This window comes from Kitasatospora sp. DSM 101779 (assembly GCF_025655475.1).
GTDB lineage: Bacteria > Actinomycetota > Actinomycetes > Streptomycetales > Streptomycetaceae > Kitasatospora.
The window spans coordinates 7,880,233-7,897,333 of the sequence record NZ_JAHTIK010000001.1 but is presented as its reverse complement, the minus strand read 5'-3'; the positions used below and the strand labels follow the sequence as shown (position 1 = coordinate 7,897,333).

12 protein-coding genes and 2 pseudogenes are annotated in these 17,101 nt (G+C 74.5%); 3 read left to right on the top strand and 11 right to left on the bottom strand.

Translation table 11 applies throughout. The features are described from left to right. On the bottom strand, positions 1-529 hold a 529-nt coding region (locus KSNIM_RS36140), incomplete at its 3' end, for a hypothetical protein (protein WP_263107412.1). 256 nt (positions 530-785) lie between these two features. Here KSNIM_RS36140 and KSNIM_RS36135 point away from each other — a divergent pair. The 3 genes and pseudogenes from KSNIM_RS36135 to KSNIM_RS36125 form a co-directional block, all read left to right on the top strand. After that, positions 786-985 (top strand): annotated as a pseudogene (locus KSNIM_RS36135) (decarboxylase); the annotation flags it as partial. Positions 986-1,105: 120 nt separating this feature from the next. After that, positions 1,106-1,537, top strand: a complete 432-nt coding sequence (locus KSNIM_RS36130; RefSeq protein WP_263107411.1) for a DUF6092 family protein — start codon at positions 1,106-1,108, stop codon at positions 1,535-1,537. Further along, on the top strand, positions 1,534-2,100 hold the full coding sequence (locus KSNIM_RS36125) for a nitroreductase family protein (protein WP_263107410.1): 567 nt from the start codon (positions 1,534-1,536) through the stop codon (positions 2,098-2,100). Before KSNIM_RS36130 ends, KSNIM_RS36125 begins: the two co-directional genes overlap by 4 nt. 58 nt (positions 2,101-2,158) lie before the next feature. Here KSNIM_RS36125 and KSNIM_RS36120 read toward each other — a convergent pair whose 3' ends face one another. The 10 genes and pseudogenes from KSNIM_RS36120 to KSNIM_RS36075 form a co-directional block, all read right to left on the bottom strand. Beyond that, entirely contained in the window at positions 2,159-2,620 is a 462-nt protein-coding gene (locus KSNIM_RS36120) for a winged helix-turn-helix transcriptional regulator (RefSeq protein WP_263107409.1), read from the bottom strand. 181 nt (positions 2,621-2,801) lie between these two features. After that, a complete protein-coding gene (locus KSNIM_RS36115; protein WP_263107408.1) occupies positions 2,802-3,908 on the bottom strand; it encodes a thiopeptide maturation pyridine synthase in 1,107 nt (368 codons plus the stop codon). Continuing rightward, positions 3,905-6,331: a lantibiotic dehydratase family protein gene (locus tag KSNIM_RS36110; protein ID WP_263107407.1), complete on the bottom strand. Its 2,427-nt coding sequence runs from the start codon at positions 6,329-6,331 to the stop codon at positions 3,905-3,907. The genes KSNIM_RS36115 and KSNIM_RS36110 overlap by 4 nt, the downstream gene beginning before the upstream one ends. After that, positions 6,328-8,181 (bottom strand): TOMM precursor leader peptide-binding protein, encoded by a 1,854-nt coding sequence (locus KSNIM_RS36105; RefSeq protein WP_263107406.1) that lies wholly within the window; start codon positions 8,179-8,181, stop codon positions 6,328-6,330. The genes KSNIM_RS36110 and KSNIM_RS36105 overlap by 4 nt, the downstream gene beginning before the upstream one ends. A 27-nt stretch (positions 8,182-8,208) precedes the next feature. Further along, complete coding sequence (locus KSNIM_RS36100) at positions 8,209-9,624, bottom strand: nitroreductase family protein (RefSeq protein ID WP_263107405.1); 1,416 nt, start codon at positions 9,622-9,624, stop codon at positions 8,209-8,211. A 2-nt stretch (positions 9,625-9,626) separates the two neighbouring features. After that, complete coding sequence (locus tag KSNIM_RS36095; RefSeq protein ID WP_263107404.1) at positions 9,627-10,622, bottom strand: lantibiotic dehydratase C-terminal domain-containing protein; 996 nt, start codon at positions 10,620-10,622, stop codon at positions 9,627-9,629. An 82-nt stretch (positions 10,623-10,704) separates the two neighbouring features. Then, positions 10,705-13,377 (bottom strand): lantibiotic dehydratase family protein, encoded by a 2,673-nt coding sequence (locus KSNIM_RS36090; RefSeq protein ID WP_263107403.1) that lies wholly within the window; start codon positions 13,375-13,377, stop codon positions 10,705-10,707. After that, entirely contained in the window at positions 13,377-14,951 is a 1,575-nt protein-coding gene (locus KSNIM_RS36085) for a SagB family peptide dehydrogenase (protein ID WP_263107402.1), read from the bottom strand. The genes KSNIM_RS36090 and KSNIM_RS36085 overlap by 1 nt, the downstream gene beginning before the upstream one ends. Continuing rightward, positions 14,948-16,597, bottom strand: coding sequence for a TOMM precursor leader peptide-binding protein (locus tag KSNIM_RS36080; protein WP_263107401.1), 1,650 nt, complete (start codon positions 16,595-16,597; stop codon positions 14,948-14,950). Before KSNIM_RS36080 ends, KSNIM_RS36085 begins: the two co-directional genes overlap by 4 nt. Next, positions 16,590-17,101, bottom strand: a pseudogene (locus tag KSNIM_RS36075) (hypothetical protein); the annotation flags it as partial. The gene KSNIM_RS36080 and the pseudogene KSNIM_RS36075, both read right to left, overlap by 8 nt.

Sequence of the window (17,101 nt, the reverse complement as noted above, 5' to 3'; positions counted from 1 at the left end):
GCGGGTACGGCGGCGGGGCGAAGGACCTGCCGGCTCCGGCGCCCGGACGGGGCCCGCGGGTGGCAAGCGCGACGACGGTCACCGCGATGGCCACGCCGAGCGCGAGGTACGGCTGCAGCATGGTGTACATCGCGTCGAGCGGCCGGTCGAGGATGTCGTCCAGCCACCGGTTGGTCAGCTGGAGGAAGAGCTGCTGGCCGGAGGCCGAGAGGGTCGTCACCAGGAGGAGCACCGCGGCAGCGGGCCGTACCCAGGACACTCCCCTGAACGCCAGGACGGCGAGCACCGATGTCGACACCAGGGTGGCCGCGAGCGGCGCGAAGTAGGCGGCGACGGCCAGTGCGGGCAGTTCGGCGCGCCTGTCGGCCGTCTCGATCACGTAGGTGTAGTTGCCCTGGGTGACGCTGATGGCCAGGGCGACCGCGAAGATGACGAGGTACACCACCAACAGCACCCCGATCGCGGTCAGCCCGCCCGAGGCGCCCCTCCGCGGACCGTTTCCGGACAGCACGTCCCCGCCGTACGCCATGAGCCCCACCCCTCCTCGACGTTCCTGGCGAGAGGTTAGCGCCCGGGGGCGACAGCCAGGCAGTGATTTCCCACCCGGCCCTTCGACCTCACCGGGCGCGACGGCGGATGCGCCCTGCCGCGCCGAGTGGATTCGGTCAGTGGATGCGGTCAGTGGATGCCGGCCGCCCTCACGGGGGCTGCGGTCGCCTCCGGCGCTGTCCGGGCGGACGCCGTCGGGTCCTTCCCGATCGGGTGCGGTGCGCAGGAGCCCGGCGGACGCGGCGGTGAAGAAGGCCGCCCTCGCCGCCCCGCCCGCCGCACCGTCGTCGCCGCCGACGGGGGCAAGCTCGGCCGCACCGCCTTCGCCCACGTCGGCCCCGCCGCGCTCCTGCACACCCTCGTCACCGACACCTCGGCGCCCGCCGGCGAGGTCGCCGCCCTCGAATCCGCCGGCACCAGAGTCAAGGCCGTCTGACCACACCCACGGCGGCGTGCGGACCGTCCGCGTAGGGCAGAGGCTGGGGGCAGGGACGGCCGGCCGGGCGCCGCGGCGGCGGGCCGGCGACCGGCGCGCGGCGAACGACGGAGTGTGCCCATGGGCGGCGCCGAACGCGCGGAGCGGACGGGACGGGTGCTGGACGAGGACGGCGCGGTCGAACTCCTCGCCTACCTCGTCTGCTCCGCCCGCACCCAGGTGGACGAGGCCGCCGAGTACGCACCGCTGCGGCTGCTCACGGCAGCAGGACGGCTCGCGGAGATGATCGAACCGCAGGCGGGCGACCGGCTGCGGGCCCTGCTGCAGGAGGTGCGCCGCGGGCACTCCGAGACCTCGGTCCGGGCCGGCGACCCACAGGCCTACGTCGACCGGCTGGACGCGCTCTGCCGGACCCTGGCCGTGTACCTGCTCGACTCACTCGTCCCCGCCGAGCCGACTTCCGCCGAGCCGACTTCCGCCGAGCCGACTCCCGCCGAGCCGACTCCCGCCGAGCCGACGAACAGCGCGGCAACGAACGGCGGGACGTCGTGAACGGCGCCGAGCGCACGCGTGACGGCGCCACCGACGGGGACGCCGTCCTGCGGGCGATCCGCACCCGTCGCGTGGTCCGGGCGCTCACCGACGCACCGGTCGAGCCCGAGCGGCTGCGGGCCGTCCTGGACAGCGCCCGGTACGCGCCGCACGCCGGCAACCGGCGCCTCCACCGGTACGTGGTCGTCACCCGGCCCGGACTGCTGCGGGCGCTCCGGATGGTCTCCCCCGGGATGCTCCAGCACCCGGCGGCCGCGATCGTCGTCTGCGTCGACCGGGCCCGGGTGCGCGCCTACGGCTTCCCGGAGGACAACCCCGGCCCGTTCATCGACGTGGGGACGGCGGCGGCGACCATGCTGCTGGCGGCGCACGGTCTGGGGCTCGGCGCGGGTCCGGTGACCTCCTTCAGCCGGGCGGCGGTCGCCGTCCTGCTCGGGGTACCGGACGGGGTACGGCCCGAGCTGATCGTCTGCCTCGGCCACCCGTCACCGCAGCAGCCTCCCCCGGTGCACCGCCGGGGCGGTCCCGCCTGGGACGACCTGGTCCGGTGGGAAGGCTTCTGAGCCGCCGACGGGCTCGCTCACCGAACCGACCGCCATCCGCAGGGGAACACCCCTGCGGTCACAGCCGCGAGGGACGCCCCTGGGGGAATCCGTCCGGGGGGACGGCGGCCGCCGCCGGGGACAGGGGAGTTCTGAAGTCGAGCATCCGGCGGTCGTACTCCCTCTGGTGCGCCCGGATCTCGTCCGTGTTGTCGACGGCCCAGGTGTGCAGCTGGCTGAACGGCTCCCGCAGGGACTCGCCGAGTCGGGTCAGCGAGTACTCGACCCCGACCGGCGAGGTCGGCAGCACCTGACGCCTGATCATCCCGTTGCGCTCCAGGCGGCGCAGGGTCTGGGTCAGCACCCGCTGGGTCACCCCCTCCAGCTGACGCCTGATCTCGTTGAATCGCTTGGGCTCACTGAGGACCGTCAGGACGGTCATCGACCACTTGTCGGCGATCTGTTCGAGGATCGGGCGGCTCGGGTCGTCGATGGGTCGATGGGCACCGTTGACGGCGGCGCCGGCCTCGGAAGTGGCCAAGGTGATCCCCCCTCACATGCGCGGCGCACAGCAGGAAGTGCACCGAGAGCATGAGCATGCCACATCAAGGCGGCATACAGTTCTATTGGTCTCATTCAATGACATTTCTTTGCACTACGGACCTCGGCCGATGGCGTGCGGGGCCTGAGCCCATCGTGTGCTCCCCTCCCCCGCAGTCCGGCTACAGTCGGCCGCCGCCGTCGACGAACCCGATCAGGTCCTCGATCCTGCCCATCGCGGTCACCCCGTTCACGTCCTCCACGGCGCGGGAGACCACGTGGCAGATCAGGTTGCGCTCCAGCTCGCCGATGCCGATCCGGTACATGTTCAGGTACAGCCAGTTGAGGACCACCCGGTACTGCTGGAAGGTGTTCCAGCCGCCGAGTTGGTCGGCCGCCCCCCGGTGGCCGCCCAGCGTCCGGTGGAACGGGCTGCGGTCGGACCAGGCGCTCCAGCTCGAACCCCACTCCTCCGGTCGGCCGTCCGCACCGGTGTCGAGCGCCAGCCCGCCGGCCAGGATCAGCTCGTTGGCCCGGTCGCGGTAGCGCAGCAGGGTGTCGAGCAGGCTGCCGAACGGCAGCACCCGGTGGTGGTCGGTCGTCGCGGTGATGGTGACGACCCGTTGCCTGAAGCGCTCCGCGTTGGTCTCGTAGACCCGGTCGAACCGCTCGCGCAGGCCGTCGGGGTGCTTGGCGAGGAAGGCGTCGGCGTGCCCGCGGTAGGAGAGGTAGCCGTAGGTCACGGGCGGCAGGAACCGGTGCGCCGCCGCGATGAACAGGTCGACGGCCAGCGCCATCCTCGAACCGCCGCCGCGGACCCGCTCCAGGACGGCGAAGACGACGTCGTTGGTGTCCGTGTAGTAGTCGGCGAGCAGGTCGGCCGCGGCAGGCCCGCCGAGGACGGCGAGGCGCCGGTCGTAGGGCTCGACCGCGACGGAGTTGTTGGCCGCCCACGGGGTCAACGGCCCCTGCTCGCGCTCGGACCGGGCGAGCCGCCGGTGCTGCTCCAGCACGGCCTGCTCGTCCAGGACCGCCGTGGACGGGTGGGCCCGCAGGTAGGTGCCGAGGATCTCCGTCACGGCCGGCGCGACCACGGTGTCGAAGGTCTCGGTGCTCGCCCGGATCGGGATGCGGACGTGCGGGCCGCGCCGCCAGTGCGGCTGGAACCAGGCCCGGACGGTCGCGGGGGCCACCGCGCGGAGGAACGGGCGGACGGCGTCGAGCAGCAGGTCCGTCCGGTCGGGGTCGTGGTGGTAGACGTTCACGGTGCGCCATGAGGTATCCGTCATCGCCCGTCTCCTTGACAGTTCAGCTCGATCAGGAATTCGGTCACCCGCGGCAGGCCCTCCTGGTCGGTGAGCGCCGTCTCCGGCCCCGGCACGACCTCGGAGAGCACCGCCGCCGCGGCCGGATCGGCGGCCAGCTTCTCGAAGGCCAGCACCAGCGGGGGCGAGCCGATGTCGACCAGCAGCGGCTTCCGGGCCCGGTCACGGGCGAGCGAGCCGGCCGTGCCGTCGCCCGGTCGCAGCACGGAGACGAAGAACCGGGGCGGGATGCCGTGTTCGGTCAGCCAGGCGGCCAGCAGGAGCAGGAAGTCCGCGTCGCGCTGGCCGGGTGCGCGGCGCGGCAGGGTGCCCGGCTGGGCGACCCAGGTGGCCCGCCGGAGGACCACGCGCCCGATGTCGAGCCGCGGCGCGTGCAGGACGCGCGCCGTCCCCGTCCCCGCGGCCGCGTCGTGCCGCAACGGCTGGTCGGGCCGGAGCAGGATCGGGCTCTCGCCGAACGCCTCGACCAGCAGGGCCATCACCGGGGGGAGCTGTCGCTCGTAGGAGAGCCCGCCGTGGACGGGGCGGACGGGCGCTGCGCCGTCGAGCAGGACGGGCAGACCGTCCGCTCCCACGCCGACGGTCAGCCGGGCGGGCGGCGGGTAGTCGAGGCGCTCCGGCAGGGCGAGCTCGCGCTGGTTGAGCGAGGTGGCCAGGGTCTGCGCGAACTCGGCGTACCTCGTCCCGCCGGGATGCACCGCCGCGACCGGGAGCGGATCCCCGCCGGCGGCGCTCAGCAGCCGTCGCAGCTGGGACCGTCCGCGCCCGTAGCCGGAGTTGACCGCGTTGACGACCAGCCGTCCGGCGTCGTACTGGGTGTAGACCGCGACCGATCCCACCGGGCGGACCCAGTCCGGGAGCGCGTCCAGCACCTGCGCGATCCGCTGCCGGTCCGGCAGCGCGCGCCGGACCTCGCCGATCAGGCCGGCCAGTCGGCGCACCTCGGGGATCGGGCTGGCGGCCAGGGTCCCGGTCGGCCCGGTGGCGGCGAAGGCGACGGCGGCCGGGTGCAGACGCATCGCCTCGCCGCCGTTGCGGACCAGTTCGGCGTAGAACCGGTCGAACGGCACCGGTGTCCGCGCTCCGAACCACTCCCGGACGAACGCGGCGATCGCCAGCTTGAACGGCAGTGTGTGGTCGAAGACGGCCAGCAGCCGGCAGGCGAGGGCCAGGTCGTCGAGGGCCGCTCGCCAGGACGACAGCCCCGCCTCGACCACCACGCCGGGGATGACCGACTGCTCGGTGACGACGTCCCGCAGCCTGCCGGTGACGCCGAGCGGCGCGAGGCGTTCGGAGAGCGTCGCCCCGAGTGCGGCCCGCTCGGATCCCTCGGCGTGCGCGTAGGCACGCAGCGCCGCCCGGACGGGGGTCAGCTCGGGGGCGCGCCGTACCAACTCGCCGAGCGGGTCGGGGCCGTGCTCGTCGAGGCTGGGCGGGGCCAGCAGCAGTCCGGCGTCCAGCAGCGCGCGCAGATATGCGGTGGCCCGTTCCGGCGGCGCGGGGAGTGCGGCGGTCAGCTCGGCGAGGGTCGGCCGGGTGGCGGCGGCCCGCAGGCAGTGCCGCAGCGGGGCGGTCAGCGGCAGGCTGAGCAGTTCCTCCGTCGGCGCCGGGCCGAGGAACCGGACGGCGCCGGGCACCGGCCGCGCACTCGGGTTCACGCCGACACGGGCTTCGGTGGCCGGGGTCCGTTCGGCGGCCAGCGGGACGAGGGCTGCGAGGTCGAGCTCGACGACCGACCGGGCGGGTGCGGTCGCCGTCCAGCGCAGCGCCGGTCCGTCCGGGACGAAGCTGCCCAGGCCGCTCGCGGTGAAGGTGCTGAACGGGCTGGTCTTGACGGCGGCGCGGGTGGCGTAGACGGCCAGCCGGATCAGTTCCTGCCGGCCCGGCCGGCGCTGCAGCACCTCGCGCAGGGTGGGGCTGGCATGGGTGAGGCCCTGGTCGAAGCGGGGGTCGGCGGCGATCTCCCGCAGGGCGGCGGTCACGGCCCGCTCCGCCTCGGTCAGCAGCGCCGGCAGCTGTGCCCGTTCGGCCCGATGGCGGGCCACGCGGTGCGCGAACTCGGCGACGTCCGCAGCCAGTTCCTCGCCGAGGGCAGCGGCGACCAGTGGATCGGCCAGCAGCCGCGAGGTGTCCCGCAGCTGGTGCACGCAACGCCGCAGCGCGACCAGCTTCGGCTTGGCCGCCGGCTCCGGGAGCGCTCCGATCACCGCGTAGCAGCGGTCGGAGAGCGCGGCCGCACGTGCCGTCAGTTCGGTGGCCGTCCGCGCCGTCGCCAGCAGCGCGTGGCGCAGCCGTTCGTCGACCAGCCGCTGGGGCACGGTCGCCGGCAGGCCCGCGACCCGGACACCGAAGGTGGCGGCGACGGGGGTGGGGTGACGGCCGCTCATGGGAACGGGTGGGGGTGGGGGTTGATGTCTGCGTCGGTGAGCGGGTGCGGCGCGTGGCCGAGCCGGTACGGCACCTCGCGCAGCCGGGGCAGGCCGGTGGTCCGCCGGTTGCGGTGACCGAAGGTCATCGGCAGCGCGCCGGGGGCGATGACCTTCACGCAGTGCAGGCCGGCGGCCCGGTGCAGCGGCGAGGTCTGGTCGACGACCACCACGTCCATGCCGCCCGCCAGCATCCGGCCGACGGCCTCGGTCAGGTCGTCCCGCAGGTCGGCGTGGTGCGGCCAGGGGCCGCGGCCCAGGCGGTCCCAGCCGATGGTGCGGTCGGGGCCGGAGAGCAGGAAGTCGAAGCGGTCGAGGGCCTCCGGGGTTGCGCTGCACAGCGCGTGGTCGGTCATCACCCGCACCAGCTCGGGCGCGGCCGTCATCCGCCGGGCCCGCTCGGCCTCGTCCGGGTAGCGACGCAGCTCCTGCTCGACGATGGGCGCGAGCTCGCCGAGGGCGCTGAGCACGGCGGCGGCCGGGTCCAGGGCCGATCCGCTCGTGCAGACGACCTGGGGCCGTGCGGCGTCGCCGCCGGTGTCCTGGGCGAGCACCCAGAACGCGGGGATCGCCTCGGCCAGGGTGGTGTCGAAGGCCCGTACCCGGTAGCCGGTCCGCTCCAGGCGATCGACGACCAGCCGGATGCGCGGGTCGGGTGCGCGGGCCAGGTCGACCTCGGGCACGGGCATCCTGGCGTACCAGGTCATCAGGAAGGCGTCGCGTTCGACGACCTCCAGGATGCCGTGCAGGATCGCCTCCTCCGGGCAGCCGCCGAGCGCGCAGCCGTTGGAGATCTCGAAGGTGAAGGGCTTGTCCGCGGCGGCGCCCGGCTGCCAGTCCGTCCGGTAGTAGGCGTGGCTCTCCGGGACGAGCACCGGCCGGGCGAGGCCGAAGGAGTACCCCCACACCCAGGACACCACGGCGTCCTCGGTGAACGGCTGGTAGCGGCCGTCCGGGTCGGGGTGGCGTTCGGGCGGGAACAGGCCGAACGAGCGCGGGTCGAGGGCGTCGTCGGCGAGTTCGGCCCAGCTGCCGCGCACGGCGGTGCGTTTGCCCCAGGGCCACTGGCCGCCCAGCCGTTCCATGGCCTCGGCGACGGCGGTGGTCCGGCAGGTGGCGTAGTCGCGGCCGCGTCCCCAGCCCGCCTCGCCGCGGTAGCCGTACTCGGTGAGTACGGCCTCGGCCAGCGGGAACCGGGCGTCCCGCATGCCGTTCGGCGGGGCGACCACGCCTGTTTCGGCATCCACGTACAGGCCGGTCAGTTCGGACTCCAACAGGTCGCGGACCCTGGTGGCGCCGGGCCGCGGCTTGGGCCGCGGCTGCAGGGTGATCGCGGCCAGCGCGGCGGTGTCCTCCGGCAGTGCCCCGCAGACCCGGCACAGCGGGTCGGGCAGGAACGGGTGCCGGGCGAGCGAGAGGTCGCGCAGGCCCAGGTACCAGCAGCAGTCCGCGGCCGCCCCGGTGTGCAGCAGCTCGCGCACGGTCTCGGCGGCGAAGGTGGACAGCCACAGCGAGGGCCGTTGCGCGATCCGCTCGTCCTCGCGCAGTTCGGCCGTCCACCGGTCGCGGCGGGGCGCGGCGGACCGCCAGGTCTGCACGCACCAGGCGCAGCCGGGTTCGCCGGGCCGGACGACCGGGCCGATCACGACCCGGCCGAGCTCCGTCCACACGGGCAGCCAGGGCTCGCCCCGGTCGTGGGCGGCGGCCCAGTCGCCGGTGTCCCAGGCGTCGTGCGCCACCACCAGCAGCGACGGTGGCCGCTCGGCGACCGCGTCGGCCAGCAGGCCGCCGCCGAGTACGGTCTCGCTCACGTGCGCCTCTCCCTCATGACGTCGGCCTCACCAGGTCAGCCGGAACTCGGGGCGCAGCCCGGCCGGGTGCTCGGTGCCGAACTGGGCCATCAGCAGGCTCCGTTTGCGCCCGTGCAGGCCGAACCACTCGTCCAGCAGATGCGTGAGCACGTCGTTCTGGATCCGGCTCGCCACTCCGATCGACGCTGCGGCCAGGCAGGCCCGGTGCAGCGCGGCGCCGGCGGCGGCCTGCTGCACCCGGTACCAGCGGGCGCCGAACCGGGCCTCGGCGGCCTCCGCGTCGCCGACCGGCAGCAGCCACAGGTTCGCGGTTCGCGCGCCCTGTTGGGTCAGTGCGGCCAGTGCGGCCTCGCGCAGCCGCTGCCGGGGGTCGCCCTCGGCGACCGGCTCCAGTTGGTGCTCGTCGGGGTGGTAGCGGTAGGCCCCGGACGGGATGCCGGTCACGTCGGCGACGACGCAGTGGAACTCGACCAGGTTGTCGGGCAGGTCCCAGCGGGCCTGCTGTCCGTAGGCGGTGAGGACGGTGGCCAGCGCGGCGGGCGACATCGGGTCGCCGTTGAAGCCGCGCACGGCCGCGTGCCGGGTCAGGGTGCCGGCCCGCAGGTCGGGTGCGGCCAGCGGCAGGTCGATCCGCTTGCCGTCCCCCGCCGGGGAGGTCGGCAGCGGTTCGGGGCCGGGCCGGCTCCGGGCGAGCACGGCGGCGTGCGCGCCGTGGGCACGCGGGAAGGCGGCCATGGACGGGCCGCGTACGGCGGGCGGGGGCGGCGGGAGCAGCTCGACGACCGCGTGGACTCCCTCCTCGCGGGGGTCGAGGCCCAGCAGTTCGGCGAGGTCGGCGTCGGGGAAGCAGAGCCGGGCGGTGGCCTGCTGCTCGTCCGCGACCACGAGCGCCTGCGCCACCTGGATGCCGGCCTCCAGGCAGGCGAGCCGGTAGTGCATCTCGCCGTACTTGGCGGCCAGCCGCCAGAACACGTTGGTCTGCACGAGCACCGTCGCGGCCGGCCGGGAGGCGACGTGGCTGCGGTAGTCGCCGGCGCGCAGTCGCACCAGGTCGTGGCGGGCCGGGTCGTAGTAGTGGACACCGGTCGGCACCTCGGAGTCGTCACCGGCGATCACGTACCACTCGGCGCTGTAGCGGGCGCCGCCGGACGGCGTCGGGCGCCTGGTCACCAGCCACTGCAGCGGGTCGTCGTCGGGGATGGCGTCGAAGCCGTCGGTGAAGGGCAGCATGTCCAGCGGTGTCAGCCACTGCGCGCGGGTGATGCCTCCGAGGTCGGCGAGCAGCCGGCCGAGCCGGTGCCCGGCGCGCTCCGGCGGCCAGGGCAGCGGATGCCGCGGCGCGCCCGGGTAGCTCTTGACCACCCGGGGCGGGAACGCCGTCGGGTCGGCCACCTCGGTCGGCGTGTGGACGTCCTCCTGGTAGCGCGTGACCTCGTCGCCCATGGTCACACCGCGCACAGGTCGAACGCCGTCCGGGTCAGCAGCAGCCGCAGGTGGGACTCCTGGGCCAGGCTGATGCCGAGCCGGTTGCACATCAGGTGCGCACACCGTTCCACGATCAGCTGCGGCACCGGGTGGTTGATGTGGTCCAGCACCTCGGCGGGCGCCTCGAAGCTCGGGTAGGCGTCCAGTCGGCCGAGCAGCTCCAGTCGGACCAGGGTGTCGTTCAGGTCCCGGGTGCTCGTCAGCCAGCCGTTCGCGACGGACCCGTCGGGCAGTGCCACGCCCCGTGTGGCGGCCCACACCGTCTCCAGGGTCGAGCGCAGCTGGGCCTTGTTGGCCTCGAAGTAACGTTCGAACTCCGGCGTGCCGATCAGTCGGGCCGCCTGACCACCGCTCTCGACCATGAACCGTGCCTGGTAGGCGAGTTCGGGCAGGATGCCGGTGAACAGGGTGCGGTTCGCCGCCAGCATGGCGAAGGCGTCCATGGCCCGCTGCCCGGGTTTGCGGCCGCGGGCGATCAGCTCCACCGCCAGCGCGCTGGCCGCCATCAGCTGACGCTCGACCGCCTCCAGCGAGCGCCCGGTGCCGAACACCGCGGTCTCCGGCAGGTAGTCGACGAACGCGACCGAGTTGTCCGGGTGGAGCACCGTGTCGTAGTCGGCCATCCGCTCCAGCGCGGCCAGGCCCGGGGCGGACTCGGCGTACTCCTCGGGGGTCATCGAGGACTCCGACGGCGAGGCCCGGTAGAACTCCGCCGCCGTCTCCTCGATCACGGACCGGACCTGCACCGCCTGCTCGGGGCGGGTGAGCACCCTGAGCCGGATGTGCGGGCCTCCCTCCCAGTAGCGCAGGAAGAAGAAGCCCTCGGCCTGCCCGGCGAGGCGCAGCCGCTCGACGGCGGGCCGGACGGCGCCGACGACCAGGGCGTCCTGGTCGCCGTGGTGGAAGAGGTGGGCGCTGACCCAGGTGCGTGCGCCCGTCCCGGGTGGCTCCGGCATGCCGGCCATCGCAGACGTCCCGGTCGTGGCAGGCGTGGCAGGCACGTGGGTCGTGGCAGTCGTGGCAGTCGTGTCGGTCGTGTCAGACATAGGTGACTCCGGGCTCGTTGAGTTCCACGATGTACTCGGCGACGCGCTCGCCGCGGATCCGGCCGGGGTCCGGCACCGTCTCGCTGATCTGCACGATCGCGTTCGGCTCGGCGAGCCGTCGTTCCAGCCCGAGCAGCAGCAGCATGCTCGCGAAGTCCACGTAGGTGGGCTTGGTGTCGTTGCGCGTGGCCCGGCCGCCGCCCTGGGCCAGGGTGGCCGGGTCGAGCACGGTCACGAAGCACCGGTCGGGGATCCCGTGTTCGGCCAGCCAGGCGGCCGTCCGCAGCATCCATGCCGCGTCGGTCGCGGCCTCGGCGCGCCGGGGCAGCCGGTCCGCGCGGGTCATCCACATGGCGCGGCGCAGCACCACCTTGCCGACCGTCAGCCGCGGGAGGTGGCGCACCCCGCTGTCGGCACGCGGGTCCGAGGTCATCCGGAGTTCGGTGTGCGCACCGAACCAGGTGTTGGACTCGCCGAAGGCCTCGACCATGAACCGCGCGGTGGGCGGCAGCAGCCGGTCGCCGAGGCCTGGGTGAACGGGACAGATCTGCCGGCCCAGCCGCCGTGACACCAGTTGGAGCAGCCCGTCGCCGCCGCGCCGCACCGACAGGTCGTTGATCGGCAGCCGGTCGTCCCGGTCGCGGGCGCTGCGCACGCCGGGATAGTCGACGACCAGCCGCACCCCGGGTTTCCTGACGTTGACGGCGGACCTGGCAACTGCCTCGAACTCGGCGAAGAGCACGTCGCCACGGCCTGCGGCGAGCCCCTGTTCGGCCGGGGCGTCGGTGTGCAGGTCGAGCCCGTCCAGGATCTGCCGGACCCGGTTCCGGCCGCGGCCGAAGCCGCAGGTGATGGTGTTGACCACCAGCTCCTCGCCCTGCGGGGCGTCGGCGAGCTGGCAGTACGCCGCCACGGAGGTGGGGGTGCGCACCCAGCCCGGCCACTCCTCGGCCAGCGTGCGCACCTCGTCCGGGTCGATGCGGACCACCCCGTCCGGGTCGGGCGCCCGCTCGCCGAGCAGTCGTTTGACGGCGGCGCGCAGCCGCTGCAGCTCGCGCAGCGCGTCCCCGGTGCCGTCCCCGCCGCCGTCCTCGGTGGCGGGTCCGTCGGCGTCCCCGTCGGCGTCGTCGCGATCGGCGGTCACGGGAGCGCCGGCGCCGGTCTGCTGCTCGGTGAGCACGTCGCGGTAGAACACCAGCAGCGGGACCTCGGCCCCGGCCGGGTACCGCTCCTGGAACAGCCGGCTCAGGGTCAGTTTGGTGGGCAGGTCCGGCCCGATCAGGCCGAGCAGCGTGCGCACGGCGTCCAGGTCGTCCAGCAGGGACCGCCACCGCTCCGGGTCCAGGACGGCGGCGGTGCCCGGGTGGACGGCGTTCTCGTAGAAGCTGTACCGGGCGAACTCCTTGGCCAGCTTGGGGTTGTGCAGGTGGGCGTGGTCACCCGCCTCGCGCAGCGCCGTGTCCAGGCCGCGGACCACGGCGTCGCGGACGGCGACCCGGGCGCCGGGGGAAGCGATGGTCGGGTAGGTCGACAACGCCTCCTGCACGGCGTGCAGGGTCCAGTCCAGCTTCTGCAGACCGGGCTGGCGCAACCGGTGCAGCCAGGCGCGCAGTTCGGCGACCGGGTCCGGGGTCTGGTCGGCGAGCGGCGGGACGGGCTCCAGCACGCCGAGGGTGACCAGGCGGCGCAGGAACGCGTCGGCCTGATGTCTGTCGGCCGCCCGTGCCAGCAGCGCGCCGCGCAGGTCGTCCAGGGTGGTCCCGTGCGTGGTCACGTCGAGGACCCGGCGCAGCGTCGGGGTCAGCGCCAGGCTGTGCACGTGCTCGACCGGTCGGCGGCCGAGGAAGAGCAGCGCGTCGTCGACGACGGTGGCGCTCGGGTTGATCCGGATCCGGCAGCCGCCGGCGACCTCGGGGCGTTCGCCGACGGCGCGGGCGATCCGGTGCAGCGTGCCGATGCTGACCTCGGTGCCGGTCGACGCGGCCGCCCGGCCCGCGGCCGGCCCACCGGGCGGTTCGACGATGTCGCCGGGCCGGCGCCAGGCGGCCAGTCCGCTGCTGGTGAAGGTGGAGTAGGGGCTGGTCTTGGCGGCCGAGCGGGCCAGGTACTGGGCCAGCCGCAGCATGCTCTGGCGTTGCGGCGCGCGGCCGGTGGTCAGCCACTTGTGCAGGGCCAGGAACATGTCCGGGTTGGCGTGCACCAGCCCCAGTTGGAAGGCCGGCAGCCGGCCGGCGTCGCGCAGTGCCCGGCAGCTCGCCGCCCAGTCCTCCTCCAGCTGCTGCGGCAACTCGGCCTGCAGCCGGTCGCGTTCGTCGAGCAGCGCGGTCCAGTGCCGCAGTGGGGCGGTGAGGTCGGCGGGTGCCTCGCCCAGCCGGGCGGGGTCGACGCGGCGGCCGCGGCGCACGGCCCGGCGCACGGCGACCAGCCCGGCCTTGGCCTCGCCGTCGCCGAGGGTGCCGATCACCGTGTGCAGGAGTACCGACAGCTCGCCGGCCGCCTCGGAGATCCGGGCGCGCAGGCGGACCAGGTCCCGGGCGGTGGCCCAGCTCCGCGCGCAGCGCAGGCCCTCCAGTGTGGCGACCGGGCTTCCGGCGAGCCGGATCACGGCCGCCGGGGCGAGGCCGTACTGCGCCGTTCCCGGTCCGGCTCCTCGCAGGCTCTTCATCACTCCACCGCCTCTGGTTCGACGGGCACGATCATGCGGCCGCCCGGCCCCGTCCTGGCCAGCAGGATCTGGAAGACCGGGGTGTGGCGCCGCTCGGTCAGGCCGAGGGCCGCGCGGACCCCTTCGGCGTGGTAGGCGTTGACGATGCGGCCCGACATGCCCTGCGCCGCCGCGGCCACGCAGACGCGGTGGGCGAGCAGCCCGGCCTCCTGGTTGATCACGCGGTAGCCGCGGTCGCCGAAGGTGTCGAAGGCCCAGTCGCGGTCGCCGACCAGGTGCACGACGGCGTTCATGTGCGTGAAGACCGGTCCGGGGATGGTGACGCGTTCGATCGCGGTGACGGCGTTCGGGCCGGTGTCGGCGGCGTCCGGGGCGTCGGAGGTGGCGCGGGCGACGGGGTGCAGCGCGCCGGTCTCGGGGGCGAGCCGGTAGGCCCCGGCGGGTATGCCGGTGAGGTCGCCGACGGTCAGGAAGATCTCCAACGGGGCCGGTGCTCCGGCGGGGACGACGTCGCTCACGACCCCGGTGCGGATCCGCGCCAGTCGTGCCCACAGCTCGACTCCGTCGACCTGCGAGGCGATCGGGCGGAAGATGCCCGGGCCCGAGTTCCGCGCGCGCAGGACCCGGGCCAGGCCCGGATCGGGGACCTCGGTCGTGGGCAACGGCAGCGGCTCGGTGTCGGAGACGGCGGGCGCGACCGGCAGAGCCGTGCTGAAGCCCGCGGTGTCGGTGCGCAGGGACGCCCGGTTGACCTCGGTCAGCACCGGGCAGGCCCGGGTGACGCGCAGGCCGCTCGGCACCACCTGCGGCTCGATCGCCTCGATGGTGGCGGCCAGCGCCCCGGCCGTCTCCGCGACCAGCCGGTCCGACGGAGGGGTACCAGCGTCGGCGCGGTGGAGCGGCAGCACCAGCAGGGCCGGTTCCTCGTCGCCGTCGAGTCCGAGCAGCTTGTGGACCGGCTCGTCCAGGAACTGGTGGTGGACGTGGGCCCGCAGGCCCATGGCCCGGGCGACCAGGTCGAGGTTCCCGGCGAGCAGACCGGCTTCCTGCGTGCACAGGCGGTAGGCGTAGTCCCGGTAGATGTAGGCGGGCTTGGAGAGCATTCCGGAGAGCACCAGGACGGCCTGCGGTGCGGGGCCGCCGGTGCCCGTCGCCCGGGTGAGCAACTCCCGGTGGTCGCCCTGGCGCAGCCTGACCAGCGCGTGGTGCGGGGCGTCGTAGTGGTGGGCGCCGTCGGCCAGGCACACGTACAGCTGGACGCCGAAGAGGCAGCGCGCCGAGGCGACCGTCCGGTGGTAGGGCCAGGTCCCGTTGGTGTCGAACTCCTGCCGGGAGATGCCGTAGCCGTAGTGGAGGAGTGTGGACAGGGCCGGGTCGTCGAGGGTGTCCACGGGGTGCGGTTCGGTGGGCACCCTGGTGGTCAGCGGGCGGCGCGGCAGGCCCCGGTAGGTCTTGAACTTCAGCGGCTCGTCCGGGTTGCCGTACTCCGACTGCCGGGTCTCCATCGCCTCGGCCAGGTCCTCCAGGCTGATCCGCCAGAACTCCCGGCCGATGCCGTCCTCGCGCGCCGTCACGGGAACGGGTGAGGGTGCGGGTTGCGCACCTGCGCGAGCCGGGGCAGGCCGGTCACCCGCCGGGCCGTGTGGCCGAAGGTCATCGGCACCGAGCCCGGTGCGATCACCTTGACGCATGTGAAGCCTCCCGCTGCCTGTTCCGTTGAGGTGGTGTCGACGGCGATCACGTCCATGCCGGCGGCGGCGAAGCGCTGCACGGCCTCGTCCAGGTCCGCGCCGATCTCGGTGTGGCGCGGCCACCGCCAGCGTTCGAGGCCCTGCTGCCAGGTCGAGGCCGGTGGGTCGTCCAGCAGGAACGCGTACCGGTCGAAGCCGTCCGGGTCGGCGGCGCAGAGCAGGTGGTCGGCCATCGAGACGACCTCGTCCGGATGCCCGGTCAGATGCCGGGCCCGGTCGCGCCAGCCGGGGTCCATGGCCAGCAGCGTCACGTACTCGACGGTCTGGCTGAGCTCGTGCAGCGCGGCCAGGATCGCCTCGGCCGGTTGCAGCCCGCTGCCGCCGGTCGAGACGGCTCTCGGCCGCCCGTCGCCGGCGGCGTCCTCGGCGAAGGTCCAGAACGAGGGGATCCCGTGCTCCCGGGTGCTGTCGAAGACCCGTACCCGGTAGCCCTGTCGCTCGATCCGCTCGGCCACCAGCGGGATCCGCCGGTCGGGCACGGTGGCCGGGTCGAGCTCGGGCAGCGGGGTGCGGCCGTACCAGGCCGTCAGGAACGCGTCCCGCTCGGCGACTTCGAGGACACCGTGCAGCACCGCCTCCTCGTAGCAGCCGCCGAGCGCGCAGCCGCTGGAGATCTCGCAGGCGAACCCGGTCTCGCCGCCGCTGCTCCGCAGCCGGTAGTAGACGAAGCTCTCCGGGACCAGTACCGGGCGGCCTTGGCCGAACGACCAGCCCCAGACCCAGTTCGCCACCGCGTCCTCGGTGAACTCGCGGTAGGGGAAGCCCGGTGCGCTGTACCGGTCGGCGGGATACAGCCCGAGGGTGCGGGGGTCGACCGCGTCGGCCGCCACCTCCGCCCAGCAGGCCCTGACGCCGGTGCGCCTGGCCGGCGTGTGGGCCGCGAGCCGCTCCAGCGATTCGGCGACCGCGACGGCCCGCGCGGACGCGAAGTCGCGGGTGCGGCCGTAGCCGGACGCCTCGGTGGAGACGCCGGGCACGGCCAGCACGGCTTCGGTGAAGGGGAAGGCGTGCTGCGTGTAGGAGGTGACGGAGGGGATCAGGCCGCTCTGCACGTCCACGTAGACCGCCTCCAGCCCGGCCCGGTCCAGCAGGCGGACCCGGCTCGACCCGGGTGAGACCTTGGGCCGCACCTGCCGGGTGATCCGCGCGCCCTCCCCGGTGTCGGGGGTGACGGTCGAACAGGTGGGGCAGTGCGGGTCGGCGAGGAACCCGTGCCGGGACAGCGCGAGGGTGGTCGCGTCGACGATCCAGTAGCGCTGCGCCTGCGGCTCGGCCCCGGTCAGTTCGGCGACGGTGTCCGCGAGGAAGGTCGGGAGCGCCGGGCGCGGTCTCCCGCCGGCGGGCTCGGCGGTGCGGTCGTCGCCTGAGGCCGCGGTGCGGCGGGTGCGCAGGCACTCCGGGCAGCCCGGCGGCCACGGTCCGACGATCACCCGATGGGGTTCGAGCAGTACCTGGGGCCGGTCAGCCATGGACGACCACGGCCTGTGCCACGTACGGACACAGCCGGGCGACGGCGGGATCGTGGTCCAGCGGCACCGCCACCACGCGGCCGCCCTCGCGCGTCAGCCGCGCCACGACCTCGTCCAGGGTCACCGGGCCCGGCCACGCCCCGCGCCGCCCGGGGTGCCGGCGCGGCTCCCCGCGCAGGTCCGCGGGCAGGTCGGGTGCGGGCTCCGGGGCGTAGCCGGGCTGCCCGGCGGCCCGGGACTGGTGGGCGAGCAGGGTCAGCTCCAGCCCCTGCTCCAGCGCGTCACCGGGCTCCAGCGCGCTGGTGCAGGCGACGGTGGACTCCGGCGTGGTGAACGCGAAGGTGGGCAGGCCGAGCAGTCCGGACAGGTCGTAGACCTCGAACGGCTGGTCGACGATCTCCAGCAGCTTGCGGTAGCGCGCGGCGCGGGCGGTCGGCTCGGCGCCGTCCAGGTCCAGCCGGGGCAGCGGCGCGGTCGCGGTCGCCAGCGCCGCGCCGACACCCG